Genomic DNA, 25,912 nt, shown 5'->3' on the forward strand with positions numbered 1-25,912 from the left:
TCAATATTTTTAAAAATATTTATTTAATCAATCCTAATTCTACCAATCTTTCGTGCAGGAATTCGCCCGCTGTGGTATCTGGATATAATTTAGGATTATTTTCGTCAAAAGTTCCTTCCAAAGCGTTCAGTGGCATTTCGCTCACTGGATGCATAAAGAAAGGAATCGAGTATCTTGACGTTCCCCACAATTCTCTTGGCGGATTTACCACCTGGTGGATTGTAGATTTCAGTTTGTTGTTTGTGTGTCTTGAAAGCATATCGCCAACATTGATCATCAACTCATCGGGCTCAGCGATGGCATCGACCCATTCCCCGTCATGATTCATCACCTGAAGACCTTTGCCTTGAGCTCCCATCAAAAGAGTAATCAAATTGATATCTCCGTGTGCAGCAGCACGTACAGCGTTATCCGGCTCTTCCGTAATCGGTGGATAATGGATTGGTCTTAAAATAGAATTGCCTTCGCTAACGAATTTGTCGAAATAAAACTCATCTAAACCAAGGTGCAGCGCCAATGCTCTCAAGACATAAACGCCGGTTTTCTCGAGCATTTTGTATGCTTCTTTACCAACTTCATTAAATTTAGGAACTTCAGATACTTCCACGTTATCCGGATAAACGGAGGAATATTTAGAGCCGTCTTCAAGATACTGTCCGAAATGCCAGAATTCTTTCAAATCCCCTTTTTTAAAACCTTTGGCTGTCTCCTTCCCAAAACCTACGTAACCTCGCTGGCCGCCGATACCGGGGATTTCGTACTTTTGTTTTGTTTCCACAGGCAATTCAAAGAATTGCTTTACCTCTTGGTACAAATCATCCACCAGTTTTTCATCGAGAAAGTGACCTTTCAAAGCCACAAAACCGATTTCTTCGTATGCTTTTCCGATTTCATTTACAAATTTTTGTTTGCGTTCCGGGTTACCCGAAAGGAAATCACGCAAATCCACACTTGGGATCTGTTTCATATTGAATTGATTAAAAAATGTTTCATTGCAAAATTAAGTGATTTTATTCAATTAATAATTCCTACTGTTATGTAAAACAGTCAACACCTCAATTTCCTTTTCATTAGCTAAAAAATGTATTGAAAAAGGGAAATGCTGCAGAAAAGCCACTCTAACCTCGAAATATTTGACCTGAAAATGAAAAGGATTTATTTTAATCTTCTCAATGGTTTCCCAAAAATCTTTCTCAAAACGATCACCAATCGAAGGTGAAATTCCATCATAATAATCTAGCCCACTTTGGAAGTCGCTTAATGAGTTTTCATGATAATGAATAATTCTCATTTTCTTTTAATACTTGCTCTAAATTCCTCCTCGCTAATAAACTTCAACTCCCCTTTCTCCCTTTTTTCCAGCATTTCGTCCATCATTTTCTTGTAGACTTCGGTAATTTCGAAATCTTCGTTGGCTTTATCGGCAAGGATTTTTTCAAGGTAATTTTTCAGACTTCGACCATCTTCTAATGCCTGAATTTTCAATCGTTCAACAATTGTTTTGTCCAAAGAAACTTCTTTTCTTATTTTTTCGCGTATCATTTCTGTTAATTTTACGCTAAATATACGTATAAAATCCTTATTAAAAATTTAGTTAAAAGAAATTTAATTATCAGTAAATTTGCGGTTAGTCAAAATTTTCAAATGAAACAGTACTCTTCGAAAAGAAGCATTCAAATTTTAGCATATCTCTTAAAGGAATACGGAATTTTTAATATCGTAATATCACCCGGATCACGTAACGCGCCTTTGGCAATACATTTCTCGGAGACTGATGAGTTTAATTGCTATAGTATTGTGGATGAAAGAAGTGCTGCTTTCGTAGGACTCGGAATGGCAAAAAGCGAAAAGAAACCCGTAGCGATAACCTGTACGAGTGGTTCTGCATCGGCGAATTACTATCCGGCCATCACCGAAGCTTTCTATCAAAATATTCCAATGTTGATCCTTACCGCAGATCGGCCGACAGACTATGTGGATATTTTCGATGGACAAACTATTCGTCAAAATGCAATCTATGCGCAACATTCTTACGGAGATTTTCAACTAATGGAAGATGGGAAGGAAAATGCCGATGATGAAAATTTCAGTCTGATAAAAAAAGCGATTGAACTTTGTTTTGAAAAACAAGGTCCGGTTCACATCAATATTCCGTTGGAAGAACCTTTGTATCAGCTGGTTTCGGAACTCCCAATATTTCCTCCTGTAGAAAAAACCATTCAGAAAAAGCAATATGAACTTCCATCAAACCTTGCTGCAGAATGGAATCTTTCGAAACGAATTTTAATCTTGGTTGGAACCCGAGATTATAGCGAAGAATTGGAAATGCAACTTGGACAACTCGTTAAAAATCACAGCGTTATAGTGTTAACTGAAGCAACATCGAATATTAAACATCCGAAATTTTTTAGTCATATCGACCGTTATATTTTCAATTTTTCCGAGGAAGATTTCAAGACCTACGCGCCCGATCTTTTGGTAACGATAGGACAAAATGTTGTGTCTAAAAAGGTAAAGCAGTTTCTGAGAAAAGCAAAACCCAAAAATCATTGGCATATCCATGAAGTTTGGCAACCCGACACCTTCTTTTCACTGACCGAGAAAATAGAAACCCAACCTGAAATTTTCTTTAAAAAGCTATTAAATTTCATTAAATTAGAACCACAACCATATTTTAACCTTTGGGATGTACTGCGCGATAAAAGAGATTTAAAACATAATGATTACTGCCTAAAAGCACCATTTTCAGATTTTAAATTCTTTGAAATTCTTTCAGAAAAGCTACCTGAAAACATCAACCTTCACTTCAGTAATTCCTCCGCAATAAGATACGCACAACTATTTGATTTTCAAAAAAATAAAATATTCTGCAACCGTGGAACCAGTGGAATCGATGGATCAACATCAACCGCAATGGGTTTCGCAATGAAAAGCGCTCAGCAAACAGTTTTGGTAACAGGTGACTTGAGTTTCTTTTACGATATCAACGGGCTTTGGAACAATTACATTCCGCCATATACAAGAATTATTGTCTTCAACAACGGCGGTGGCGATATTTTCAAGATTATTCCAGGACCAAGCTCTACGAATGCATTGGACGAATTTATCCTGACCAAACACCACAAAAATGCTGAACTTATTGCCAAGCATTTCGGATTTTCTTATACTAAAGTTTCGGATGAAGATACCCTTTCCCGAGTTCTAGACAATTTTTTTAAACAAGATGTAAAGGCCAAAATTCTCGAGGTAGATACTGCAGCAGTTGAAAATTCGGAAGTATTGAAAAATTACTTTGAAGTACTAAAATAGTTTAAAAATTCATCTGTAAACCGAATTTCACACCGAATTTAGAAACTTCCGGACGGTCGAGATAATTGCCTCGCCAGTTGAAATCGACGCGTAAAATTTTTAGATTCCCGAACCCGATATTTTCTAAGCCAAATCCATATTCGTGATAAATTTGCTGATCTGGTGCGGAGTATTTTTGGTTCTCGTAATTGATATTTTTGGAGGCATCGCTCAGAGTTCCGTACGCTCCACGCCAAAAAATAACTTCCCGAAGTTTAAGTTTTTTAATTAAAGGCAAATAGGCGAAAATTTTTCCTTGAAAATGATGCTCAACATGTAAAGTAGTGTATGCATCTGCAACAAATTCGTAATATTTAAGCAATGCAAAAGTATTGGTAACCAACCTGTACGACTGATTTCCGGGGATGATATTTTGCAAAGCCAAAGGAACAGCATTGAAATTTTTTCCCGCCTCGAAATTCACATTGGTGCGTCCGAAATTTCCAAGAATGATAGGTTGTGAATATAAAAACTGTAATTTATTGTAATCGAAATCGCCATCCAAAACATTTTCAAATCCGTGCGTAAATTTCAGTACAAAAGTTGGAGACAAAGTTGTGAAGGCATAACGGTCCACACCATACTGAGAGTACTTAGCGCCCGGTTGAGCCATTAAACTAAATGTCGTATGGAAATCATTTACCTCAGATTTTAGCGTTCCATTTTTATAGAAATCTAAATTAAATTGCGTGGGGTTTGCGGATTTAATCTGTTGTGAAGAAGCATCCATTCTCACCTGGAAATTCTTGACCGGCTCAATGGAAAAGAACAAATTATTCTGTTTCACATTGCTTAAAGAAAAATTGCTCCCCGACGAAAAAACAGGAGACGAAGCGAAAGAACGCGTCATAATTCCATCATCATTGGTGAGCTGTGCACCAAGTTGCATCACATCATTTCGGCTTCCGAAACCGATAGTGGAACGGTTTTCTCGATTAAACATATATCTTGCTTCCGCACCATATTTCCATTTTTTATCTTTAAAACCGTATGCTGTATATCCTTCGATTCTCCATAAATCATTTGGTGAAAAATAGGTTCTAGCTCCTACCCGAATTCGGTCACCTTCGACATCATTGTTACCATAAACCGAAAAAATATCCCCAAAATCGATCGCTTTCCACGCATTGATATAGCCAGATTGCAGGATTTCAACTGTTTTTACAATCCTTTTAAACTTAGGAACACTTTCAAGTTGGTTCACCATTGTGTAAACCTTCTTTTCATCATCTTCTAATGGTTCCGCTCGTTCTTTTTCCCAGAAATCATCGGTTTTCGTCAAGTTTTCGTCGCTTAAAGTCTGGTCCTTCGGAATTAAGAAAGAATCGTTGAAATTCTGATTGAAGAGATAATCGCTATAAATATCAGTTCTTTTGAAAAGTACGCCTTTTGCATCCTTTTTTTTATTAAAGATGGACATTTCTAACTCTGTATAAGATTTTTTCGGTAGAAAAACTGTGTCATTCGGCGTGTCATATTCCAATTCCATATAAATTCCGTTCACGAAGTTTACATTGATTTTATTGGTAGATTTCAGCGTAGATTTTACAATATTATAAGTATCTCTGGAAATATAAAGACTACCTTGAAAAGCCAGAGTTTCTTTTCTTTTAGGCGAATACCTAATCAAAAAACAGTCAATTCCATCGACAGAAAGCGAATCTGCAAGATTGTAATCGTAATTGCTAAAACCATCCGTTCCGGCCGGACTTGGGAAACCAATATTGAAAAAATTGAGGGTATTATCGTAAATATTTACATCTTTAAATTGATTTTTAGCAGTTGCTGCGATCAATTCATTATTGCTAAAACCAGAAAATTTGTTGGCAATAATCAGCTTATTTTCTTTTTTTTCGGGCGTATTTTTACCGTACGTTTTGAAGATGGTTTCATTGAAGAAAACCGGAAGCGTAAGTTTTTTATCGAAATTGGCAGAATCGGCATAATCGAAAATAAACTCCAATTGATTGAATATTTTTTTCTTCATGAAAGCACTATCAATATTATTGAGTCCGATTTCTATTTTCTCGTAATTCTTGAATTGATAATCGTTATAATTAGCTAGACCATTGGTTTTCTTTCGTTTCCACACCTCTTGCATAATCGCGTAGGCTGGATTTTCTTTCTTGTTTTTGTATTTTTTCTTGCTGGTTCCCGAAAGTACAACTTCTTGAATTTGAGCCACATTTTCGGGTTGCATTTTTAAAATCAAGTTTTCAAAACGACTGTCGCTAAAACTCAATACTTCGGTTTTGTAATTTTTTTTGATAAAAGTTGCAGTAGAAATTCCGGAATCGGAAACGATGGAAAAGTTGGAAGAAGAGGTTAGCAACTCCGATTTTTCTTTATTATTAATAAAAATTTCCACGCCAGAAAGTGGTTTTCCTGTAGTTTTATCGATCACCGAACCAGAAATTTTGGTTTGTGAAAATGCAAAAATACCCAACAGCAAAAACATTAAAAAATTTGCCTTTTGGAGGAAACGATACCGAAACTGTGATTTTTTCTTCATGAATTCGTCAACATATAACTGCTAACAGAAAACCTCTATAGCGAAAAGCAGACCAAAATAATGGACTACAAAAAATTTACCTTAAATCTCTAAATAACGACTACCATCAGGAAGATTGGTGATTTTAGAAATCGGATAAATAAACATATCATCGAAATCATTCATCGCATTAATCAATTGAAAATGGGAATATTCCGTGATGTTTTGTAACGTAATTTCTGCCTCTTTTATTTTCTTATTTTTCAATAAATGTGTTCGCTGTACACCGTTAAGCAAATAGGTACTCGGCGTAAACCATTCTTTCCCTTTCAGAAAAAGCAAATTAGAGTAAGAAGTGTCGGTAATATGATTATTTTTCACGACGATAATTTCAGAAGCTTTCGCTTTATTAATCATCTTTTCAAACTCTTTTCGGTCCTCGAATTTAAAGGAATAATCGTACACATTATTTTCTATTAGTTGAAAATCCTCGATTTCGGAAATCGCATAAGGAATCAATTGTGTACGATAATTTTTATTGAGATCGTAGGTGATTTTCAGTTTGTAAAGTCCATTTTCATCATGTTCCAAATCCTTAAAAATCTTCGCAATATCAATAGAACCCTCTTTCCCGAAATGTTCGAAAGTAGCATTCACTCTTTTTTGATGAAGTTCTAAAAGGAAAATTTCCTGATCTTCTATTTTAATGCTTTCAATAAATTGGGACATAAATTTTGTTTTTCATTTCTTGGTACTCATCGGCAAAATTACTCAAATGCGTGATTCCACCGCCACTTTTGAAATATAATTTGTCATTTTCTTTTTCGATAAATCTGATGATCACACAGGAATCCAGATTTTCCCCATCAAACCAACCGCAAACACCTGTATAGAAGCCTCTGGAATAATTTTCCGCTTCCAGGATTATTTCTAAAGTTTTGGGTTTTGGTGAACCCAAAACTGAACCTGCAGGCAAAACCGTTTTCATAATACTTCCGATTTTCCCTTTAAATTCAGGTTTCAATTTCCCGGAAATCTTGGAGCTCATCGCCAAAAGATTTTTTTGTCTGGTTTTCAGGAAGTCAATTTTTTGAAATTCATCCAGTTTAACATCATCGGCAATCATGCTTAAATCATTTCTCAATAAATCGACCACCGTGTAATGTTCCGCTTTTTCCTTCTCATTATTTTTCAAAATATCTGCTGCATTTTCAATTTCCGCGTCGATGGTTCCTTTCATAGGATACGTAAAAACTTCATTATCAATAATTTCAATAAAAGTTTCTGGTGAAAAAAACATCCAATTCTCGGGATACAGCACTTTGTATTTGGCCTGAGAAATTTGGTACAGGTTTTCTAAACTCAGATTGGTTTTAATTTCCGTTTTACAAGTATAATTTACGAGATACGAATTGCCTTTTTTTAAATGATTTTGAACAATATCAAAGCCTTTTTTATAAGAATCTTCAGACGGAGGAAAAGATTCGAAAATTATTTCCCGCGGAAATTCTTGTTCATTAATATCAGTTTTAAAACCCTTAATATCAATCTTTAAACCCGTTTTTTCAATTTCATTTTCAGTGAAAATTTCGACATTTTCCATTAAAAAATCAATCATAAAAAAGAAAGGAACTTTTTTTTGGGAAAGTTCATCCATCAAATCAAAATTCTGGTGAAAACTTGAGTTCATTTGTCGCAAAAATAAAGAAAAGTAAGAAGTAACCCTTAAAAATATCGGGTTTAATTCCTAAAAGATTATTTTTGCGGTATGAATCGCAATCAATTTCCATCATTATCTATTTCACAAATACTGAGTTCAGCATTTATCTATTGGAATAAAGCAATGCTTTACAACCTCATTTACAGTATTTTATATCTTGCGTTGTTTTTCGTAGGATATTATTCGCTATTTCAATATTTCGGACTTTGGGACGAGATGATGAAGCATCAGGATTTGCTTCGAACAGACCTTCCGGCATTCAACAAAAAAATGGAAGAAATCGCGCGGCTTCCGCATGCCCAAAATTTCGGATTGGCATTTTTCCTTCTTTTGGCGCTCATCAATCCGCTGAATGTTGGATTATTTAAAATATATCGGAAAATAGATCTGAAGGAACCTGTGGTTTTTAATGACCTTCTCGCCGGTTACCAAGGATTCGACTTTTTTAAATTTTTTGGTTTCTATCTTTTCTGGTTCATCATCTTTACTTACGCCAACGGCCTTTTATTTCTCGGAATTTTTTGGATTTTCATTACTTTATTTTCAGTTCCGCTGATGTTCTTCATGAATGTGAAAACTTTCGAAGGTATTTCATTAACAATCAAAGGGTTAAAAGGAAATTTTGCAACAGTGACGATTTGTATGATGGTTGCCGCAGCCTTTAGTGTTTGTGGTATTTTACTTTGCGGATTTGGATTTATACTCACTTTCCCGTTTTGGCAGACCATGATTTATACCCTTTATCAAAATCTTTACAAAGAAATTGGTTAAATTTAATTTTAATTAATGAATATTTCAATTTAAAATTTTAAATTTGAGAAACTTTAAAAAATTAAACGATGACCTCTTTCCAAGAATTTAGCCAACAAAAAAATCCCGAACGCAGCTCCGGTGAAATTATTTCCCATGCTTTTGAAATGTATAAAGGAATTTTTCTTTACGCTTTACTAGCAATGGTGCTTTATTTTGTAGTTTCCTTTATTGTACAACCAATTTCAGGATTTGATTCGAGAGAATTTAGTGAAGTAATTAGCTCATCTGATGGCGATTTTTCTTCGGTTAATGTTTGGTCGGTTCCGGGACTGAAACTTTATTACGGACTTTCGGGACTTCTTAGTTTGGTTCTAGCTCCGTTGTATGTTGGACTCATTTATATGGCCAATAAATACAATTTCAATCAACCGCTTCAAGTTTCGGATTTGTTTATCGGTTATAAACAAAATTTCCTAAATATTGTACTCTACAGTTTGGTTTCCAGCGTTTTGATGGGAATTGCGTTCATGATGTGTGTGATTCCTGGTTTTCTCGTTCTTCCTTTCTTCTTGTTGGGTTACCCAATTTTATTGTTTGAAAATGCTAGTTTTGGTGAGGCGCTCGGCAAATCTTTTAAAATTGCAAAAGAAAATTATGGCGTACTTTTAGGCGCATCCGTTTTAGGACTTTTGATAAGTCTTGCGGGCGTTGTTCTTTGTGGAATCGGAATTATTGCAACAGCATTGTTCTATTTTGCGGTGATGTATTCTGCATATTGTGCATTTTGCGGAACTCCTCGACAAATAGAATATAAAAATTAAAAACTATCAATTTTTTATGTAAATTTGAAAACAACAGAAAAGCTGTTGTTTTTTCTTTTTTAAATACAAACTATGTCTACCAAAAAGCATCAAATAAGCGGAGTAACAATTAAGCAGATTTTTCTATTAATTGTTATCATTGTTTTAGCAGGGTTAATTTGTTTTAATCTTGCAATGTTCATTCCTTCGGTCTTAGGAGCAATTACCCTTTACATCATCTCTCGGAAATACAATCTTTATCTACAGGAAGAAAAGGGATGGAAACCGTGGATCGCTTCATTTACCATTATTCTTGCAACTTTGGTAATCCTTATTCTTCCGATTTATTTTATCGCCGATTTGTTGATAGAAAAATTAGGAAATGCCAATGAGTATATGCAAAAATTCAATGTTTTTGTCGATAAAATCCACGGTTATGTATATTCAAAAACTAAAATTGATATTTTAAGCAAAGACAACCTCACCAAACTGAAAGAAAATGTTGGAAAATATTCTACTTCCGCTCTCAGTGGCACTTTTAATACCCTTACCGTGGTAGTTTCGATGTATTTTATTTTATATTTTATGCTCGAAAAACCGCGACTTTTTGAAAGGTTGGTAAAAAGTTCAGCTCCATTAAAAAAAGCAAATATTGAATTATTAGGCGAAAAACTCCGTAAAATGGTAATTGCAAATGCCATCGGAATTCCTGTTGTGGCAATAGGACAAGGAATTGCCGCTTTAATTGGTTATTTTATTTTCGGCGCACCGAGTCCCGTGTTGCTGTTTGCACTTACGGCAATTGCTTCCATGATTCCAATCGTAGGATCGGCAATTGTTTACGTTCCTGTTTGTATTTTTATGATTGCAGAAGGGAACGTGGGTCCAGGAATTGGTCTTGCCGTGTATTGTTTAATTGTCGTTGGTTTAACAGACAATCTACTTCGATTTTCTTTGCTCAAAAAACTGGAAAACATTCATCCATTGATTACCGTTTTTGGGATTATCATGGGGATGAATCTTTTCGGTTTTATGGGACTTATTTTTGGACCGATTCTTATTTCAATTACCATTTTATTGATTCAAGTTTACCGCGATGAATTTTCTGATGATGAAAATGAACTTATCTTACCAGAACCTAAGGAAATCGAAGAGAAAATGGATTTAAGTATATAAAAATGGAAGGTTTAAACCCAGAAATATTACAGGAAATTTGCATCGCCAAAATGCCTTTCGGGAAATACAAAGACACTGTAATCGCCGATTTGCCAATCAAATATCTGGAGTGGTTTCACCGACAAGGAATGCCTCCCGGAAAGTTGGGGATGCAACTTTCTACGATTTATGAAATTAAATTAAATGGTTTAATGGATTTATTAATTCCAATTCGCGGAAAAGTGAGTTACGAGAAACCGAAAAATAAGGTGTATAAGTTTTAAAAAAATAAAATTTGATTCTGTGACGGTTCCGTAGGAACCAAATGGGTGTAGAATAATGGATTTTTAACAGAAAAGGCGTTCCGTAGGAACGCAATGTTTAAATAATAATCAAAATGCCAAATACCTATTCACAAATTTATCTTCAATTTGTTTTTGCCGTAAAAGGCAGAGAGAATTTAATTAAGGAAGATTTCAGAGAGGAATTACAAAAATATATTTCCGGAATAATTGGAAATAAAAAACACCACCTAATTTCTATCTATGCCAATCCGGATCATATTCACATTTTCTTAAGTTTAAAAGATTTATCTTCCTCCATTTCTCAGCTGGTAAAAGAAATAAAAGTTTCCTCAACAAATTTCATCAATGAAAAAAAATTCTTGGATACTCCATTTTATTGGCAAGAAGGTTATGGATGTTTTTCATATTCTAAAAGTCAAAGAGACAGTGTAGTAAATTATATTCAAAATCAGAAACAACATCATGCAAAGAAAAGTTTCAGAGAAGAGTATATAGAATTTTTGACAAAATTTGAAGTGAATTTTGATGAAAAATATGTGTTTGAATTTTATGATAACCCCGGTTAAAAGACATAGCGTTCCTACGGAACGCCCTTTCACTAACTGATCTAACCTACTACACACATTCGGTTCCTCCGGAACCGCTCACTCTTTTGTCAAAAAACCAATCGACACAAAGCAACACGTTCAGTTTCTAACGAAAGCTTTTATAAACTTCCACTTTAAGCTTTCAAAGCAGCAATTTCATCTCGCAATTTCGCAGCTTTGATGAAATCTAGATTTTTGGCGGCAGCTTCCATTGCTTTTTGCTTTTCTTCGATCATTTCTGTGACGTCTTTTCCATAGTTTGCTTTCTCTTCTGCAACTTGTTTTAAGATTTCTTTCTGGGTGTATTTCGGATCCGGGAAATCTTTGGATCTTCCGACTAGAATTTCAGAAATTTTCTTGTTCAGTGCCATCGGAACAACACCATTTCTTTCGTTGTACGCCATCTGCTTTTCCCGACGATAATTGGTTTCATCAATCGCTTTTTGCATTGAACCGGTTATCTTATCTGCGTACAAAATCGCTTTTCCGTTGACGTTTCTTGCAGCTCTACCAATGGTTTGAATTAGGGAACGGCGCGAACGAAGCATTCCTTCTTTATCCGCATCGAGGATAGCAACCAGCGAAACTTCCGGCAAATCCAGGCCTTCTCTCAACAAATTGACTCCAACCAAAACATCAAACAAACCGACACGCAAATCCTGCATAATCTGAATTCTTTCCAAAGTTTCCACATCGGAGTGGATATAACGAGTCCGAATACCGAATTTCGTAAAATATTTGGTGAGTTCTTCCGCCATTTTTTTGGTTAAAGTCGTTACCAAAACTCTTTCATCATTTTCAGCTCTTTTTTGAATTTCTTCAATCAAATCATCAATTTGGTTCATAGAAGGACGAACTTCAATCACAGGATCTAAAAGTCCTGTCGGTCGGATGATTTGCTCCACATATTCGCCGCCGGTTTTTTCCAATTCATAATCTGCGGGAGTTGCAGAAACATAAATCACCTGATTCTGCATCGCTTCGAATTCTTCAAACTTTAAAGGTCGGTTGTCCATCGCTGCCGGAAGTCGGAAACCATGCTCTACTAAAACTTCTTTTCTGCTTCTATCACCTCCGTACATCGCATGAACTTGCGGAATTGTTACGTGACTTTCATCAATGACCATCAAAAAATCTTTCGGAAAATAATCTAAAAGACAGAATGGTCTGGATCCAGGTAATCTTCGGTCGAAATAGCGTGAATAATTTTCAATTCCGCTACAATAACCAAGTTCTTTCATCATTTCCAGATCGAGTTCGGTTCTTTCCTGAAGCCTTTTTGCTTCAAAGGGTTTCCCTATTTCATTGAAAAATTCAACTTGCTTGAGCATATCGTCCTGAATTTCACGGATCGCGTTGTTTTGTGTTTCTTTAGAAGTGACAAATAAATTGGCGGGATAAATATTCATCTCATCAAACTCAGCCATGACATTTCCGGAAAGAGGATCGAAACTTTGGATTCTTTCAATTTCGTCTCCGAAAAACTGAATCCTCACTGCATTATCCGCATAGGCCGGATATACATCAATCACATCACCTTTCACACGAAACGTACCTCTCGTAAACTCTCCCAATGTTCTAGAATACAATGCATTTACTAATTTATGAAGAAAAGCCGTTCTGGTAATTTTTCCATTTTTTTCAACTTCAATTAAAGACTTGTTGAACTCCGTTGGATTTCCAATACCATAAATACAAGAAACCGATGCTACAATTAAGACATCTCTTCTCCCTGAAAGCAAACTTGCGGAAGCTGAAAGTCTCAGTTTTTCCACTTCTTCGTTAATGGAAAGATCTTTTTCTATATAGGTGTTCGTAGAAGCAATAAATGCTTCCGGCTGGTAATAATCGTAATAACTCACGAAATATTCTACGGCATTTTCAGGGAAAAATTCTTTAAATTCCATGAAAAGCTGCGCTGCCAAAGTTTTGTTGTGTGCCAAAACGATGGTTGGTTTCTGAACGTTTTGTACCACATTGGCCACGGTAAAAGTTTTCCCGGAGCCGGTAACGCCCAAAAGCGTTTGATATTTATCCCCACCTTCGATCGCTTTCACTAATTTTTCAATGGCTTGAGGTTGATCTCCGGTTGGCTTATATTCTGATTGAAGTTTGAATTGCATATGTTTTAAATCCCGAATTCACTGATGTTTGGTTAAATAAAAATATTCAAATAATAAAATGTACGTGATTGGGTGTACAAAAATACGAAAAAGAAAAATTGCGTTATTTCAATTTCCGGACGCCATTTAAAAGAAATTCCTGGTTTGACGGAGCGCTTTTCTTGCCAGACTTTACTGCTACTGTAATTTTTCTGCCGCCAATTATTGTATCCCGAAACACAAAATTCTCTTTCTTTTCTCTGTTATTTAAAAGAAGATAGTACTCGGTTTCTATCGTTGAAGGCGTCCCGAAAAAGATAATATTCTTAAATTCCAAATTTCCTTTAAAATTCAAATTTCTGAACTCTCTTTTGCTGTTTGCAATTTTGAAAGCACCAAACGACGGAAATTTAATGTTTAAAGAATCATTGTTAATACAAATATACCCACCACAACTTTGAATTCTGTTAAATTTTGAGTATTTACTGAATGAAGTACATGAACAAATTAGAGCCAAAAAAATTATAACTGAGATGCCTTTCATCCCGGATAAATTATTTTGTGGTTAAGTTCAACAGGATTATTGTTTTCATGAATTTTTTTCTGTTCCCTTTCATTCATTTCTTTAAAGTTCGGAGTGAATTCTCTTCCGTTTTCATCCTGCCATTTTATAATTTGCATAGAACCACCTGTATTTTTACCATTTATTTCTCTGGTAGGATCTGAAAAATAATCCAGCGCTAATTTTTCATATTGCTTCCAACTAATTGGAAGCGCTTTATCTTTATCATATAATTTACCATCACTATTTTTAATCTGAACCAATGAAAAATGATAATCATTATTATCATCGTAAATTTCTAATATTAATCCTGGTAAAGACCGGAACACATAAGGACCGTCCGAAATTGGAATTTCACTTGTAAACCATGCTGTCCAGTTCCTCCCCCCATAAATAACTTTTACTTTTTGAGTTTTCATCTGCAGGATTTCTCTTGTTTCTTCTTCGATTTTCCAATTCAGTTCTTCTTCAATCTTGATTGTAAAAAGATTTCTAAAATTATGGATAAATTTATGGGTATTACCTGATTTCAAATCTTTATTTACACTTAAAAAATCTTTAAAAGACGTCGTGGTAAATGAAAGTCTCCTTGTGGCATGAAAAGTTGAATCTGACTTCTTTTCTTCTATTGTTCTAAATATTGATTTTCCGTTTAGAACATCTAATACAAATCTTTCCTTTGAAATGCTGTCCTTAGTTAGGCTGGGCCTAAATTCGAGTTCGTATATAAAACTTTTATTCTGTGCAAAAACAAATCCGAAGGTAAAAATAACAACAAAAAATAAAATCTTTTTCAACATTTGCTTAGCGTATTTATTACCAAAGATAGTAATTTCTCGGCGTAATTTTTGTTTCTTAACCTTTACCAAACCGCCAAAATTCTCATTATGAAAACATTGTCAATAAAAACTCTGCCTCTTGTGGGACTGCTGCTAGTGCTTTCCTGCACCGGAAATTCCAAAACCGCAAATCAGCAGAATGAAGTCGCTCTGGAAAACGGAAAACTGCCAAATCCCGAAACTTCCGATAAAAATTCGCCGGAATATCAACCCGCCTTTGCCGGACAAACACGAATTGAAGGTTTAAAAACCAAAACTCCCTACCAAGTTGATGTAATTAATTCAGATTTAAGAAATCCATGGGGAATTATAAATTTACCTGACGGTAGATTTTTAATTACTTCAAAATCTGGATACTTCAATATTGTTTCTGCGGACGGAAAAACGATTTCGAAAGTGGAACGTTTACCAAAAGTTGATGCCAAAGGTCAAGGAGGATTATTAGATGTCGCTTTGGATCCCGATTTCCAAAATAATAGAATGATTTTCTGGAGTTTTTCGGAACCTTATTCTGGAGGTAATCATACCGCGGTCGCAAAAGGAAAACTTTCTGCAGACGAGAAAAAAATTGAAAATCCAACGGTAATTTTCCGGGCAACGCCAACTTATGATGGTGATAAACATTATGGAAGTCGCCTTGAGTTTGATAAAGATGGCTATCTTTTCGTTAGTACGGGAGAGCGTTCCGATCTGGAAACCCGACCGTATGCACAGAAACAAGATTCTTATTTGGGTAAAATTTTAAAAATTACCAAAGACGGAAAACCCGCACCTGGAAATCCAAACCTTGCAGGCTGGAAACCCGAAATCTATTCTACAGGTCACCGAAATCCTCAGGGAATAGCGATTGATGAAAAAGGACAGATTTGGGAAGCTGAAATGGGTCCAAGAGGCGGTGATGAAATCAATTTAATTCAACCCGGCAAAAATTACGGCTGGGGCGATGTAACATACGGAACCGAGTACAGTGGTAAAAAAATCAACAACGGGACCACAAAAAAAGAAGGTACAGAACAGCCAGTTTATTATTGGGATCCATCAATTTCGATGAGTGGAATCGCTTTCTACACCGGCAATATTGACGAATGGAAAAACAATTTGATGATTGGTTGCCTTAGTGGACAAAAAATTATTCGGTTGGTGATTAAAGACAATAAAGTGGTTGGTGAGGAATGGCTATTGGAGGATAAAAACGATCGAATTCGAGACGTGCTCAACGGAAACGACGGCAATTTGTATGCAATTTCAGACAGCGGAAAACTTTACAAAATTTCTAAAAATTAGAAAAACTATTCTTCCAGATAAACCAAATGATTACCGTGGTCTTCTTCTAAGTTAGTGAGAATTTTTGCAGTTTTTATCTTTTCAAAAAGGCGATCGATGATAAATTTTTTCTCGAAAAATTGTCGGTGAATGCCTGGAAGCATTTCCATAAAAAGATTCATGCCGACTTGGTTGTTGTGCAAATCCATTTTCTTTTCCAACGGTTCATTAGGAAATAATTCTTCGTGCAAATCCGTCATTTCTTTACAGAATTTTAAAGCTTTCTGAGGCGAGGAAATTTTGCAGCAATACATCATGATTAACGCTGACCATAATCCATGTCTGAAAGAATTTCCCACTCCATTAGTAGAGCTGCTGTTCGGGAAGAATTTTTGAGCGAGGGTAAAACTTTTTACCGTAGCATAAAATCCTAAAATAGAAAACAGAGGATGTGGAACAACTAATTTTAAAAGCATCAAAAGCTTTTGAAAACTAAGTGTTCGTAAAGTATTGAAAAGTATTTTTGCAATTTTTCTCATAATAGAAATCTCTCCTTATTAGGAGAGATTTTCATTGATTTATTACATTTTTCTTAGTGTACCAAAAGGTTCACTGTTTTGGAAACTTTTTCTTTGATTTCCGTTCTTTTCACGATGAAATCTACAAAACCTTTTTCCTGCAAAAACTCGGAAGTTTGGAAGCCTTCCGGAAGATCTTTTCCGATGGTTTCGCGAATCACTCTTGGCCCTGCAAAACCGATCAAAGCGCCCGGTTCTGCCATAATAATATCGGCAGTCATTGCAAAAGACGCGGTAATTCCACCAAAAGTAGGATCGCATAAATAAGCGATGTACAGCAATCCGGCTTCTGAAAGTTGAGCCAATTTAGCCTGAACTTTCGCCAATTGCATTAAGGAATAAGTTGCTTCTTGCATTCTGGCACCTCCGGATTGACAGATGATCATGTAGGGAAGCTTGTGTTCAATACAATAATCTACTGCTCTTCTTATTTTTTCGCCCATTACAGAACCTAAAGAACCTCCGATAAATGCGAAATCCATGCAGGAAACTACCATTTCGGTTCCGTTAACTTTTCCTACCGCATTTCGAATAGAATCTGTGAGTTTGGTTTTTGCTTTTACTTCTTTCAGACGGTCGGTATAAGACTTGGTATCTTTAAAATTAAGCATATCCACACTTTCTACGTCCGCGTCAAGCTCAGTATACTTATTATCATCAAAAAGGATGGAGAAGAATTCGTTACTTCCAATTCTAACATGAAAACCATCTTCCGGAGAAACGTAATTATTTGCTTTAAGTTCCTCGTGCTCAATTATTTTACCGGTTGGTGTTTGATGCCAGAGACCTTTCGGCACATCTTTTTTATCCTCGGTGGAAGTAGTAATATTTTTTGTTTTTCTTTTAAACCAGTCGAATGCCATTTCTTAGAAAATTTTGATTTCAGGAGTGCAAATTTATGGTATAAGTTCTAAACTTTCGTGTAATTTGAAACTTATCCTTTAAAATTTGAAAAATTAGTTCAAAGTATTTACGTTGTTCAGATCTTCGAAAGCTTGTACCAATCTTTTGCTGAAGGTTTCTTCGCCCTTTCTCAACCAAACTCTAGGATCATAGAATTTCTTGTTTGGCTTTTCTTCACCTTCTGGGTTTCCGATTTGAGTTTTCAAATACTCCACATTATTAACCATATAATCTCTGATACCTTCGGTATAAGCAAACTGTAGGTCTGTATCGATATTCATTTTTACTGCACCATAACTGATGGCCTCTCTAATTTCTTCGACAGTAGAACCTGATCCACCATGGAAAACGAAATTCACAGGTTTTTCACCTAATCCGAATTTCTCTTGAACATATTTTTGAGAGTTATCTAAGATTTTCGGTGTCAATTTCACATTACCTGGTTTGTAAACTCCGTGAACGTTTCCGAACGCTGCTGCGATGGTAAAATTAGGAGAAATCGCATTTAATCTTTCATAAGCATAAGCAACTTCGTCCGGTTGGGTATATAATTTAGAAGAATCTACACCTGAATTATCAACACCATCTTCTTCGCCACCTGTTACCCCCAATTCGATTTCCAAGGTCATTCCCATTTTTGCCATTCTTTCGAAATATTTGCAAGAAATATCAAGGTTTTCTTCGATTGGCTCTTCAGACAAATCAATCATGTGAGAAGAGTATAAAGATTTTCCGGTTTGCGCAAAGAATTCTTCGTTAGCATCCAGCAATCCATCAATCCAAGGCAATAATTTTTTAGCACAGTGATCAGTATGAAGAATTACGGTAGCTCCGTATGCTTCAGCCAAAGTGTGGATGTGTTTTGCACCAGCAATTGCGCCTAAGATAGCCGCTTTTTGTCCATCATTACTTAAGCCTTTTCCTGCATTGAAAGCAGCACCACCATTAGAGAACTGAATAATTACTGGAGAATTCAATTTTGCTGCAGTTTCCATAACCGCATTTACGTTACTTGATCCGATAACATTTACCGCCGGAAGCGCAAAGTTATTTACTTTGGCATAATTAAAAATGTCTGTAACCAATTGACCTGTGGCAACACCTGCCGGAAAACGTCTGCTCATAATAAAATTATTTTTGTAAATTTTGAATAGGTAAAAATACAAAAATAATGATGATTATCACGAAAGCTTGGCAATGTATTTTAAATAATGATGTTCATCATTGCAGAATTCATTATCCGAAAAAAAAGGAGTTTTGTTTTGAAAATGGGGTTTTAGTTTCGTTTGTCTTTTCCCCAAAGCAATTTCTGGCGGATGGTTTCGAAGAAACTCAAATTATTCGGAAGAACAAGCAAAATCTGGAAGCGGGCTTTTTTCAGTACAATCTCCACATTGGTTTCCATGTGAATTAGCCTGGAATCCAGCGATAAGGAATACTGCGGAACGCGGCTTTCAACTTTTAATCGAATTTCAACATCGTCATTTAAAATTAATGGACGGACATTCAAATTATGTGGAGCAATCGGTGTGATGACAAAATTTTCGTTGTTGGGTGTGATGATCGGTCCGCCGCAACTTAGGGAATAAGCTGTAGAACCGGTTGGTGTAGAAATAATGACTCCATCGCCCCAAAAAACATTTAAAAATTCCCCATTAATATAGGATTCCACGGTAATCATGGCGGTAGTTTCCTTACGCGAAATAGTAATATCATTTAGAGCATAGGGAAAAAACATCGATTTGTTGGGCGAAACAACTTCTATAACAGATCTTCTGCTGATTTTCACTTCTCCTCTGATGATTTCATCGAGTTCCAGGAAAACTTCTTCTTTGCTGAAACTTGCTAAAAAACCAAGCCTTCCTGTATTAACTCCAACCACAGGAATTTCCAAATCCTGAACGAATAATAAGGAATTCACAATGGTTCCGTCGCCACCAAAAGTAAAAAAAAGATCAACTTTTTTCTCTTTAAGCTCTTCTTTTCGGGTAAAAGTTTCGAAAATTTTCGAGAATTGCATAGCATTGGCCATTTCATCGTACAACACGGCTTGCACTCCCCGTTTTTCTAATTCAGAGACAAATTTACTCAGATACAAAAAGGTATCGAGATCGTTTTTTTGGGAATAGATCGCTGCCTTCATTCTTAAAATTCCAGGTATTTTTGGAAAAATCCGAATCTGTCTTTCAACAAATCTTCTTTTTCATCATCATAATATTTTTGTACAACGGTGTAGCCATAACGCTCGAAAGTCTCATCAATAGAGCTTGGATTTTCGGTGCTGATTTTAAGGGTGATCTGTATGAAATCATCACCAATTAAATTGATAAAGCATCCGTAAACTTTGCCATTATTGGATTCCACAATTTTGCAAATTTCAGTCATCGAATAATGTTTTCCATTTGTTTGAATCGTCAGAATAGCGCCGCTCTCCGAAAAAAGCGGGTATTTCGAAAACTCACAAAAAATATCGTCGCAGGAAATATATCCTAAATATTTTTCGTTTTTGGAAACAACGGGGACAACATTGGAATTAAATGTATAAAATAGCTTGATGGAATCCAACAAATTACCATCATCGAAAATTGCGAATTTTTCATAATGCATCTCCAAACTTGCCAAATTACCTTCCGGACTTTCTTCTAGAAAAGACTGACTGATTGCGCCTTGGTAAACTCCTTTTTTCTTGACAAAAATGTGTGAATAACCGAATTCTTTCGCCATTTCATTAGCATCTTCTATCAAATCCGTTGAATTGAAAACTGGATAATCTTTGGAAATATATTCTTTGATAAACATTAGGCTAATTTAGGAAAATATTAAAGACCTGAAGGAATTTATGAAATAATTTAAAAATATTAAAAAAAAGTCTTGCAGGATATAAAAACAATTATATATCTTTGTCGCCTTTCATTTTTACTTTTTATTAGATTTATTTCAAACTGCAACGCTCACAAGGCTTTGCGGTTTTTTTTATTTTACTTTTGCGGGCATCTGACGGAGAAAAATAAGTCCCGCGAGGATAATTACCGCGCCGAAGACTTGCATAGAGGTCAATTTTTCACCATCCAATATCCCCCAAATTATCGCAACGATCGGCATCAACAAAGTAACCGTTGAGGCAAACAATGGTGTAGAAACACTCAAAAGTCTATAATTAAGCATCATCGCCAATCCTGTTCCGAAAACCGAAAGCAAACTCACAAACCCGAGTCCAACCAACAGATTATTATCCATTTTTAATTCATTAAAAAAGCCCGCAAAAACCAAAGCAATTAGAGATGGAAAAATTAAAACTAAAGAAAATATGAACGCCGATAAAATTTTTGCGGGAATATCACTAAGTTTCGATTTCACGGTGGTTGTACTGATGGCATATAGCAATGTTGCCAATAACAGTAATAGAATAGGAATCAGCTTGAACTCCCCACCTTCGCCTCCTGAAAAAGCAAGAATACACGCTCCGGAAAAGCTAATCAACACTCCAATAATTTGTCTTTTGGTGGTTTCAAATTTCCACAAAAGTGCTCCTACAATAATAACGAAAATCGGCATCATCGAATTGATAATTCCTGCAATGCTGCTGCTGACTTCGGTTTCTGCAATCGGGAAAAGAAACATCGGAATAAAATTTCCGGTAATTGCTGCGAGAATCAGCCATTTCAAATTTTTCTTGGGAAATTTTCGGATATTCTTAATGGCAACCGGAAGCAAAACGAGTCCGGCAATTAATACTCGTAGCGCTCCGACTTCGTAAGGATTAAAATGATCGAGCGATTTTTTTATTAAAATAAATGATGAACCCCAAATCAAGGAGAGTAAAGCCAATAAAATCCATTTTTCTTTTTCGGGATTCATGAGGTTTGTTTTTGTAAAATTTTTAAATATTCTTTTTTAGAAATCATTTTGGCTCCCAAACTTTCCAAATGCGCAGAATGTATTTGGCAGTCAACAAGTTCGATATTTTTATTATTTAAAATAAAATGAATAAAGCCGGCTTTCGAAGCATTGCTTACTTTGGCAAACATACTTTCGCCACAGAAAACATTCCCAACCTGAACCCCATAAAGCCCACCAGCCAATTCGCCATTCTGCCACACTTCGATGCTTTTAGCAAAACCATGTCGATGAAGAATACTGTAGGATTCGATAAAACAATCCGAAATCCAAGTTCCGTCCTGATCTTTTCGGTACGCATTTTTACACGCCAGCATTACCTCTTGAAAACATTGATTTTCAGTGAAAGAAAAAACCCCGTCACGCAAGATTTTCTTCATCGATTTTGAAACTTTCAATTCTTCAGGAAAGAGAACAAAGCGGGGATCGGGACACCACCATAGAATTTCCTCGCCTTCATTAAACCAAGGAAAAAGGCCTAGCTGATATGCAAACAGAATTCTTTCCGGTGACAAATCTCCACCAACAGCTAATAAACCATCTGTAGAATTGATCAACGCCGGATCCGGGAAAGAGATATCATCGGGATCGAGAAGAACCATATTATTTAGGAAAAATTAAATCCCGCCCTTTAAAAAAAGCAGGATTCTATTACAGTGTGTTTTTCGAAATTAAAATGGCAGATCATCATCTTCTTCTGCGAAAACATCGGTTTTATTTTCAGAAGAAGCACTTCCGCTCTGTTGAGGTCTGGCCTCTACGGGCTCATTAAAATTACCACCTTCAACTTTTTCAAGTCTCCAACCGGTAATTGAGTTGAAATATTTCACTTCACCTTGCGGAGAAGTCCATTCTCTTCCTCTGATATTGATGCTTACCTTCACTTTATCACCTTCTTTGTAGGCATTTAGCAAATCGCATTTATCTTGCAAAAATTCCACATTAATCGGTTGTGGATATTGCTCTTCGGTAAGGATTACCATTTCTCTCTTCTGAAAACCGCTTGCAAATGTCTGAATATCAGATATCTTTTTGATTGTTCCTTGTAATTCCATAATTGATTGTTAAAGGTGTAAAAGTAATAAATAAAGAATAGAAAATGAAAGTTGATGTTCAAAAAAAATAAAAAAAATAAAAAAAATAAAATTTTCTTGTTTTAAAAAAGAAAAAGTCATTATATTTGCACTCACAAAAAAAAGAGAAGAAGATATTTGCGGATGTGGTGTAATTGGTAGCCACGCCAGACTTAGGATCTGGTGCCGTGAGGCGTGGGGGTTCGAGTCCCTTCATCCGCACTTTTTTTGCGAAAATAGCTCAGCTGGTAGAGCACGACCTTGCCAAGGTCGGGGTCGCGGGTTCGAATCCCGTTTTTCGCTCATCCACTTGCCTTGGTGGTGGAACTGGTAGACACGCAGGACTTAAAATCCTGTATCCGCAAGGATGTACGGGTTCAAGTCCCGTCCGAGGTACATAAACGCTGTTAATCTTTATGATTTTCAGCGTTTTTTGTTTTTAAATTAAATGCTTCGGCAAACATTTTGTTGCTTAATTGACATTAAAATCATACAACATTATGGCAAATCACAATTTAAAAACACTTTCTCAAGTTCTCGATATTCTTCGTGAAAGAGGAATTACTAGAGAAATACGGATGAATGAAGAAAAACAAATCGTTCTGGAAGGAACCAATACCACGTACAAACCCGACGATTTGTGTATTATAAAAACCTATCGTTTCGAGGGCGACAGTGATCCTGAGGACAACGCAGTGCTTTATGTTTTGCAGGACAAGGATGGTTTACAATCAATCATCATTGATTCGTACGGAGCTGAAACAAATTATGGCGGTGAATTTGATGATTTTATAAGGCAAATTCCAGTCGAAGAAAGAGACGATTTTAATATTGATTAAAAAAAATTATCCGAAATTTATTTTTCGTATTTTTTTCTGAAAACATTCTTGAGCAAGGGTTTTCCTTTGATATTTTCTTTTACGTTTTGTACTTTTTCCTTCACTTCCTGTTTGGTTTCCTTCAGTTTCTTTTTGTTTTGTTCCAACGCAGTTTTAGTGTTTTCAACCGTATTTTTCACTTTCTTTTCGGTGACTTCAATATTTTTTCCGATCAGTGTTTTCTTCAAACCCTCTTCGATTCCTTTCCAAAAAAGGTTGAAAAATGATTTCGTTTTGTCGCGCGGCACATCATCCACAGGAACAGATTCGGGATATTTTCCCGAATCTGTTCTCACGAAAATATTGGCTACCGCAGAAAGCAACTTGTGTTTTTCACCGGTTTCTTTCAATATCGAAACCCGCAAATTTTTATGTTTCATTTTTAAGAGACCATTCAAACCTTTATAATTTCCTTTAAAATCAAAAATCAAATCAGAGATATCTCCAGTAGCGCGGATTTTCAAGTAAGGTTCAATAAACGGATTAATTTCAGCAGCCGGCAAATCTGAAATATTCCCGGAAATTGCAAAGGCATCATCCATTTTGGCGGTATCGAAACTCCATTTTACATTCATTGGTGAAACATTCATGAATTTGCAATGAATTTCAATCGGAACATGCGTGGGCTTTCCATTCATTTTTCCAGAATTCAGGTTTTTCACATTCATATTAAAATGATTGAAAGTCAATTTTCCAGGCCCGTCACTTTTTTTCGTGTCTTCCTCGTATTGCAAAAACGAATTCTTCACTTCCATCTGCTCAATAAACATCGGCATTTTGATACTTCTCAATAATTTGGAATACAGAGGCTTTTCCGAAAGATCATCTTTAGGAATTTTACTTCTGAAAATTTCCGCATTTATCCCATCTAAAGTCAGTTTTGAAGCGTTTAAATAAGGATTTGAAGACTCAAAATCCCAATTCCCATTCATTGTAATTTGATTGACTTTCAAATTGTAAAGATCTTTTTCAGTAGGAATTTTCCTGATAAATTCTGCTCGCGAAAGTGTGGGTATCATTTCGAAATTGGAAATCTGTACAGCATTTTTATTCAATTTCAGCAACGAAGCTGAGATACGATAAAATTGCGTTTTGTAATTGAAATTCCTGGTCGAAAATCCATAATATCCAACTTTAAAAGGTATTTTACCTTTTATCGTCGATTCGTTCATTTCAAGATTTTTTAAAGTAGCGTTTAAATCATTTAACTGTAACGGATTATTTTGTTTTCCCAGAATAAGATTCGAGTTTTTCAGCTGCACATTTCTTACCATTAATGGGAAAGCAATTCCATCAAAAGTTGGTTTCTTATTTTTAGGATTTTCAGGAGACTTAATTTTTCCGTTCAGGTTGGAAATCAACACATTATCAACGTCTAATTTAAGTTTGTTATTAATGAATTTCCATTCATTCACCTTCAAAAAAACCTGTCGCGAACTCAAATCCATTAAAGTTTTATCTGATTTTAAAATAGTTGGTTTCACCGAAATATCTCGCAAATCCGCCGACGTTGAATTGATTACTGCAGCAGCAACCTTCATGTTCTGAGAATCGGATATGTAATTGATTTTCTGCGCATTAATTTTAAAATCATTATACTGAAACGGAATATTTCCCTTCGCAGTTTGGTCATCCATCATCAATTTGTTGATGCTCATATTCAATTTTTCAGCCGCGAATTTTGGCGTTCCATCGGGCTTTAAAACCAGAATTTTTGCTTCTTCCATTACCACATCTTCCAGATTCACCACATAAGTAAAACTCCTTTCTTTTTCGGCAGGTTTCACATCGGTCGTGTACATTTTGAGGTCAGGATTTACAAATCGAACCTTGTTTAATGATATTTTATCATCTTTTAAAATGAAATCTTTAAATTCCATTTCAGAAGTTTTCAAATCAAAAAGGTTTCGCTTTTTGGGTTGATAACGCCTAAAATTTGCGTAGGACAACAAAGGATGCATCGCAAAATCTTTGATGTTGAGTTGCCCAGTTTTGGTCGTAATATTGGTCGCTGTGAATGCATAAACATTATCGGGACGAAAAAAAACATTGTTCGCATTAATGTCGTACTGATCGAAGATGACGGGGAATTTACCCGCTTTCGGATCATTATTCAGTTTTAATTTTTCAAGCTGAAGATTAAGATCTTTTACCGACAAAAATTTTTGCTTATCGTGTCGAAAAATCTCTAAATTTCCTTTGCTAATATTAATGTTCTCAAGAACAAATGGATTTTTCCCTTTTCTTGTTTTTTTATTGGAAGGTTTTGGAAGAATAATGTTCAAATTCGGTTTATTTAGCATCAAATTATTGGCATTAAATCTTTTATTGACGAAGATATCATAAATCCCGATTCTGGAAACGGAAAGCGTATCCACCGTTCCCTGAAGTCCTATTACGCCTTGGTTTTGCGGGTTTTTATTATTCACAGAAATTCCTGTGGCGAAAATCGCACCCGTTCCTAAATTAACCTCAAGTTTTTGGTAAGAAATTTTGTAATCGGTATTGTTTTTAATGAAATTCGGAAGTTGATATTTTAACCAAAAATTCATTCCGAAATTGGCGATTAAAATCACAAGGAATATAATTCCCAAAGTAATCGACAAAATTTTCAGGTAAACTTTCTTCATTATGCTGAGTATTAAAATTTTGTGCCAA

The 25,912-nt window shown here is 35.6% G+C and carries 25 protein-coding genes and 3 tRNA genes; 11 read left to right on the forward strand and 17 right to left on the reverse strand.

What is annotated here, in order from left to right; translation table 11 throughout:
* Positions 1-19 precede the first annotated feature (19 nt).
* From H0S70_RS10245 to H0S70_RS10255, 3 genes are read right to left on the reverse strand one after another with little or no spacing between them, the layout of a single operon-like run.
* On the reverse strand, positions 20-967 hold the full coding sequence (locus H0S70_RS10245) for an isopenicillin N synthase family dioxygenase (RefSeq protein WP_188320731.1): 948 nt from the start codon (positions 965-967) through the stop codon (positions 20-22).
* 51 nt (positions 968-1,018) lie between these two features.
* Positions 1,019-1,291 carry a type II toxin-antitoxin system RelE/ParE family toxin gene (locus H0S70_RS10250; protein WP_188320732.1) on the reverse strand — a complete coding sequence of 91 codons (273 nt, stop codon included), beginning with the start codon at positions 1,289-1,291 and terminating at the stop codon, positions 1,019-1,021.
* The gene (locus H0S70_RS10255) at positions 1,288-1,542 is read right to left on the reverse strand and encodes a hypothetical protein (RefSeq protein WP_123903801.1); all 255 of its coding nucleotides are present in this window, start codon (positions 1,540-1,542) and stop codon (positions 1,288-1,290) included. Before H0S70_RS10255 ends, H0S70_RS10250 begins: the two co-directional genes overlap by 4 nt.
* Positions 1,543-1,644: 102 nt before the next feature.
* Here H0S70_RS10255 and menD point away from each other — a divergent pair, with 102 nt between their 5' ends.
* Positions 1,645-3,309, forward strand: coding sequence for a 2-succinyl-5-enolpyruvyl-6-hydroxy-3-cyclohexene-1-carboxylic-acid synthase (menD, locus tag H0S70_RS10260; protein ID WP_188320733.1), 1,665 nt, complete (start codon positions 1,645-1,647; stop codon positions 3,307-3,309).
* A gap of 1 nt (position 3,310) precedes the next feature.
* On the opposite strand, the gene H0S70_RS10265 is transcribed toward menD, so the two are convergent.
* The 3 genes from H0S70_RS10265 to H0S70_RS10275 all read right to left on the reverse strand — a co-directional run bounded on the left by H0S70_RS10265 (position 3,311) and on the right by H0S70_RS10275 (position 7,529).
* Complete coding sequence (locus H0S70_RS10265; RefSeq protein WP_188320734.1) at positions 3,311-5,860, reverse strand: DUF5686 family protein; 2,550 nt, start codon at positions 5,858-5,860, stop codon at positions 3,311-3,313.
* Positions 5,861-5,941: 81 nt separating this feature from the next.
* Positions 5,942-6,568: an aminotransferase class IV gene (locus tag H0S70_RS10270; protein WP_188320735.1), complete on the reverse strand. Its 627-nt coding sequence runs from the start codon at positions 6,566-6,568 to the stop codon at positions 5,942-5,944.
* Positions 6,552-7,529, reverse strand: coding sequence for an aminodeoxychorismate synthase component I (locus H0S70_RS10275; protein WP_188320736.1), 978 nt, complete (start codon positions 7,527-7,529; stop codon positions 6,552-6,554). Before H0S70_RS10275 ends, H0S70_RS10270 begins: the two co-directional genes overlap by 17 nt.
* 78 nt (positions 7,530-7,607) lie before the next feature.
* On the opposite strand from H0S70_RS10275, the gene H0S70_RS10280 reads away from it, so the two are divergent.
* The 5 genes from H0S70_RS10280 (at position 7,608) to tnpA (ending at position 11,138) form a co-directional block, all read left to right on the forward strand.
* Positions 7,608-8,330, forward strand: a complete 723-nt coding sequence (locus H0S70_RS10280) for a hypothetical protein (RefSeq protein WP_088263796.1) — start codon at positions 7,608-7,610, stop codon at positions 8,328-8,330.
* A 68-nt stretch (positions 8,331-8,398) separates the two neighbouring features.
* Entirely contained in the window at positions 8,399-9,133 is a 735-nt protein-coding gene (locus H0S70_RS10285) for a beta-carotene 15,15'-monooxygenase (RefSeq protein WP_088263794.1), read from the forward strand.
* Positions 9,134-9,205: 72 nt separating this feature from the next.
* Positions 9,206-10,288: an AI-2E family transporter gene (locus H0S70_RS10290; RefSeq protein ID WP_188320737.1), complete on the forward strand. Its 1,083-nt coding sequence runs from the start codon at positions 9,206-9,208 to the stop codon at positions 10,286-10,288.
* 2 nt (positions 10,289-10,290) lie between these two features.
* Entirely contained in the window at positions 10,291-10,551 is a 261-nt protein-coding gene (locus tag H0S70_RS10295) for a DUF3820 family protein (protein ID WP_188320738.1), read from the forward strand.
* Positions 10,552-10,664: 113 nt separating this feature from the next.
* A complete protein-coding gene (gene tnpA / locus H0S70_RS10300; protein ID WP_123249039.1) occupies positions 10,665-11,138 on the forward strand; it encodes an IS200/IS605 family transposase in 474 nt (157 codons plus the stop codon).
* 155 nt (positions 11,139-11,293) lie between these two features.
* Here the strand turns inward: tnpA and uvrB are convergent, their stop codons facing one another.
* Both uvrB and H0S70_RS10310 read right to left on the reverse strand, forming a co-directional pair.
* The gene (gene uvrB, locus H0S70_RS10305) at positions 11,294-13,282 is read right to left on the reverse strand and encodes an excinuclease ABC subunit UvrB (RefSeq protein WP_188320739.1); all 1,989 of its coding nucleotides are present in this window, start codon (positions 13,280-13,282) and stop codon (positions 11,294-11,296) included.
* Between the two features lie 519 nt (positions 13,283-13,801).
* Positions 13,802-14,623 (reverse strand): GLPGLI family protein, encoded by an 822-nt coding sequence (locus H0S70_RS10310; RefSeq protein ID WP_188320740.1) that lies wholly within the window; start codon positions 14,621-14,623, stop codon positions 13,802-13,804.
* An 87-nt stretch (positions 14,624-14,710) separates the two neighbouring features.
* Here H0S70_RS10310 and H0S70_RS10315 point away from each other — a divergent pair, with 87 nt between their 5' ends.
* A complete protein-coding gene (locus H0S70_RS10315) occupies positions 14,711-15,946 on the forward strand; it encodes a PQQ-dependent sugar dehydrogenase (protein ID WP_188320741.1) in 1,236 nt (411 codons plus the stop codon).
* Positions 15,947-15,951: 5 nt separating this feature from the next.
* Here H0S70_RS10315 and H0S70_RS10320 read toward each other — a convergent pair whose 3' ends face one another.
* From H0S70_RS10320 to H0S70_RS10355, 8 genes are all read right to left on the reverse strand, one after another.
* Positions 15,952-16,401, reverse strand: a complete 450-nt coding sequence (locus H0S70_RS10320; protein ID WP_228453715.1) for a DUF6973 domain-containing protein — start codon at positions 16,399-16,401, stop codon at positions 15,952-15,954.
* Positions 16,402-16,517: 116 nt separating this feature from the next.
* Complete coding sequence (gene accD, locus H0S70_RS10325; RefSeq protein ID WP_123249034.1) at positions 16,518-17,366, reverse strand: acetyl-CoA carboxylase, carboxyltransferase subunit beta; 849 nt, start codon at positions 17,364-17,366, stop codon at positions 16,518-16,520.
* A gap of 93 nt (positions 17,367-17,459) precedes the next feature.
* Complete coding sequence (gene fbaA / locus H0S70_RS10330; RefSeq protein ID WP_031503192.1) at positions 17,460-18,530, reverse strand: class II fructose-bisphosphate aldolase; 1,071 nt, start codon at positions 18,528-18,530, stop codon at positions 17,460-17,462.
* A 152-nt stretch (positions 18,531-18,682) separates the two neighbouring features.
* Positions 18,683-19,549: an NAD kinase gene (locus tag H0S70_RS10335; protein WP_188320743.1), complete on the reverse strand. Its 867-nt coding sequence runs from the start codon at positions 19,547-19,549 to the stop codon at positions 18,683-18,685.
* A 2-nt stretch (positions 19,550-19,551) separates the two neighbouring features.
* A complete protein-coding gene (locus H0S70_RS10340) occupies positions 19,552-20,205 on the reverse strand; it encodes a CBS domain-containing protein (RefSeq protein ID WP_188320744.1) in 654 nt (217 codons plus the stop codon).
* Between the two features lie 174 nt (positions 20,206-20,379).
* Positions 20,380-21,264: a DMT family transporter gene (locus tag H0S70_RS10345; RefSeq protein WP_188320745.1), complete on the reverse strand. Its 885-nt coding sequence runs from the start codon at positions 21,262-21,264 to the stop codon at positions 20,380-20,382.
* Positions 21,261-21,905, reverse strand: coding sequence for a leucyl/phenylalanyl-tRNA--protein transferase (aat, locus tag H0S70_RS10350; RefSeq protein ID WP_188320746.1), 645 nt, complete (start codon positions 21,903-21,905; stop codon positions 21,261-21,263). The genes H0S70_RS10345 and aat overlap by 4 nt, the downstream gene beginning before the upstream one ends.
* Before the next feature lie 69 nt (positions 21,906-21,974).
* Complete coding sequence (locus tag H0S70_RS10355; protein WP_031502720.1) at positions 21,975-22,358, reverse strand: DUF3127 domain-containing protein; 384 nt, start codon at positions 22,356-22,358, stop codon at positions 21,975-21,977.
* A gap of 158 nt (positions 22,359-22,516) precedes the next feature.
* Between H0S70_RS10355 and H0S70_RS10360 the strand changes: the two genes are divergently transcribed.
* The 4 genes from H0S70_RS10360 (at position 22,517) to H0S70_RS10375 (ending at position 23,215) form a co-directional block, all read left to right on the forward strand.
* Positions 22,517-22,598 (forward strand) — tRNA-Leu (locus H0S70_RS10360).
* Between the two features lie 8 nt (positions 22,599-22,606).
* Positions 22,607-22,679: transfer RNA gene (locus H0S70_RS10365), tRNA-Gly, on the forward strand.
* Positions 22,680-22,688: 9 nt separating this feature from the next.
* A tRNA-Leu gene (locus H0S70_RS10370) sits at positions 22,689-22,772 on the forward strand.
* Positions 22,773-22,876: 104 nt separating this feature from the next.
* Positions 22,877-23,215: a hypothetical protein gene (locus H0S70_RS10375; protein ID WP_123249019.1), complete on the forward strand. Its 339-nt coding sequence runs from the start codon at positions 22,877-22,879 to the stop codon at positions 23,213-23,215.
* A 17-nt stretch (positions 23,216-23,232) separates the two neighbouring features.
* On the opposite strand, the gene H0S70_RS10380 is transcribed toward H0S70_RS10375, so the two are convergent.
* Complete coding sequence (locus H0S70_RS10380) at positions 23,233-25,884, reverse strand: YtxH domain-containing protein (protein WP_188320747.1); 2,652 nt, start codon at positions 25,882-25,884, stop codon at positions 23,233-23,235.
* Positions 25,885-25,912 lie beyond the last annotated feature (28 nt).

The sequence above is a fragment of the Chryseobacterium manosquense genome (genome assembly GCF_014623485.1).
Classification (GTDB): Bacteria; Bacteroidota; Bacteroidia; order Flavobacteriales; family Weeksellaceae; genus Kaistella; species Kaistella haifensis.

What these genes read in the sequence shown, in the direction of transcription:
- H0S70_RS10335 (WP_188320743.1), bottom strand. Translation starts at nt 19,549, where the DNA reads ATGAAGGCAGCGATCTATTCCCAAAAAAACGATCTCGATACCTTTTTG.
- H0S70_RS10315 (WP_188320741.1), top strand. Translation starts at nt 14,711, where the DNA reads ATGAAAACATTGTCAATAAAAACTCTGCCTCTTGTGGGACTGCTGCTA.
- uvrB (WP_188320739.1), bottom strand. Translation starts at nt 13,282, where the DNA reads ATGCAATTCAAACTTCAATCAGAATATAAGCCAACCGGAGATCAACCT.
- H0S70_RS10270 (WP_188320735.1), bottom strand. Translation starts at nt 6,568, where the DNA reads ATGTCCCAATTTATTGAAAGCATTAAAATAGAAGATCAGGAAATTTTC.
- H0S70_RS10290 (WP_188320737.1), top strand. Translation starts at nt 9,206, where the DNA reads ATGTCTACCAAAAAGCATCAAATAAGCGGAGTAACAATTAAGCAGATT.
- H0S70_RS10275 (WP_188320736.1), bottom strand. Translation starts at nt 7,529, where the DNA reads ATGAACTCAAGTTTTCACCAGAATTTTGATTTGATGGATGAACTTTCC.
- H0S70_RS10380 (WP_188320747.1), bottom strand. Translation starts at nt 25,884, where the DNA reads ATGAAGAAAGTTTACCTGAAAATTTTGTCGATTACTTTGGGAATTATA.
- H0S70_RS10320 (WP_228453715.1), bottom strand. Translation starts at nt 16,401, where the DNA reads ATGCTTTTAAAATTAGTTGTTCCACATCCTCTGTTTTCTATTTTAGGA.
- H0S70_RS10355 (WP_031502720.1), bottom strand. Translation starts at nt 22,358, where the DNA reads ATGGAATTACAAGGAACAATCAAAAAGATATCTGATATTCAGACATTT.
- H0S70_RS10295 (WP_188320738.1), top strand. Translation starts at nt 10,291, where the DNA reads ATGGAAGGTTTAAACCCAGAAATATTACAGGAAATTTGCATCGCCAAA.
- H0S70_RS10375 (WP_123249019.1), top strand. Translation starts at nt 22,877, where the DNA reads ATGGCAAATCACAATTTAAAAACACTTTCTCAAGTTCTCGATATTCTT.
- H0S70_RS10340 (WP_188320744.1), bottom strand. Translation starts at nt 20,205, where the DNA reads ATGTTTATCAAAGAATATATTTCCAAAGATTATCCAGTTTTCAATTCA.
- H0S70_RS10245 (WP_188320731.1), bottom strand. Translation starts at nt 967, where the DNA reads ATGAAACAGATCCCAAGTGTGGATTTGCGTGATTTCCTTTCGGGTAAC.
- H0S70_RS10255 (WP_123903801.1), bottom strand. Translation starts at nt 1,542, where the DNA reads ATGATACGCGAAAAAATAAGAAAAGAAGTTTCTTTGGACAAAACAATT.
- H0S70_RS10310 (WP_188320740.1), bottom strand. Translation starts at nt 14,623, where the DNA reads ATGTTGAAAAAGATTTTATTTTTTGTTGTTATTTTTACCTTCGGATTT.
- H0S70_RS10265 (WP_188320734.1), bottom strand. Translation starts at nt 5,860, where the DNA reads ATGAAGAAAAAATCACAGTTTCGGTATCGTTTCCTCCAAAAGGCAAAT.
- fbaA (WP_031503192.1), bottom strand. Translation starts at nt 18,530, where the DNA reads ATGAGCAGACGTTTTCCGGCAGGTGTTGCCACAGGTCAATTGGTTACA.
- menD (WP_188320733.1), top strand. Translation starts at nt 1,645, where the DNA reads ATGAAACAGTACTCTTCGAAAAGAAGCATTCAAATTTTAGCATATCTC.
- H0S70_RS10280 (WP_088263796.1), top strand. Translation starts at nt 7,608, where the DNA reads ATGAATCGCAATCAATTTCCATCATTATCTATTTCACAAATACTGAGT.
- accD (WP_123249034.1), bottom strand. Translation starts at nt 17,366, where the DNA reads ATGGCATTCGACTGGTTTAAAAGAAAAACAAAAAATATTACTACTTCC.
- H0S70_RS10250 (WP_188320732.1), bottom strand. Translation starts at nt 1,291, where the DNA reads ATGAGAATTATTCATTATCATGAAAACTCATTAAGCGACTTCCAAAGT.
- H0S70_RS10345 (WP_188320745.1), bottom strand. Translation starts at nt 21,264, where the DNA reads ATGAATCCCGAAAAAGAAAAATGGATTTTATTGGCTTTACTCTCCTTG.
- H0S70_RS10285 (WP_088263794.1), top strand. Translation starts at nt 8,399, where the DNA reads ATGACCTCTTTCCAAGAATTTAGCCAACAAAAAAATCCCGAACGCAGC.
- aat (WP_188320746.1), bottom strand. Translation starts at nt 21,905, where the DNA reads ATGGTTCTTCTCGATCCCGATGATATCTCTTTCCCGGATCCGGCGTTG.
- tnpA (WP_123249039.1), top strand. Translation starts at nt 10,665, where the DNA reads ATGCCAAATACCTATTCACAAATTTATCTTCAATTTGTTTTTGCCGTA.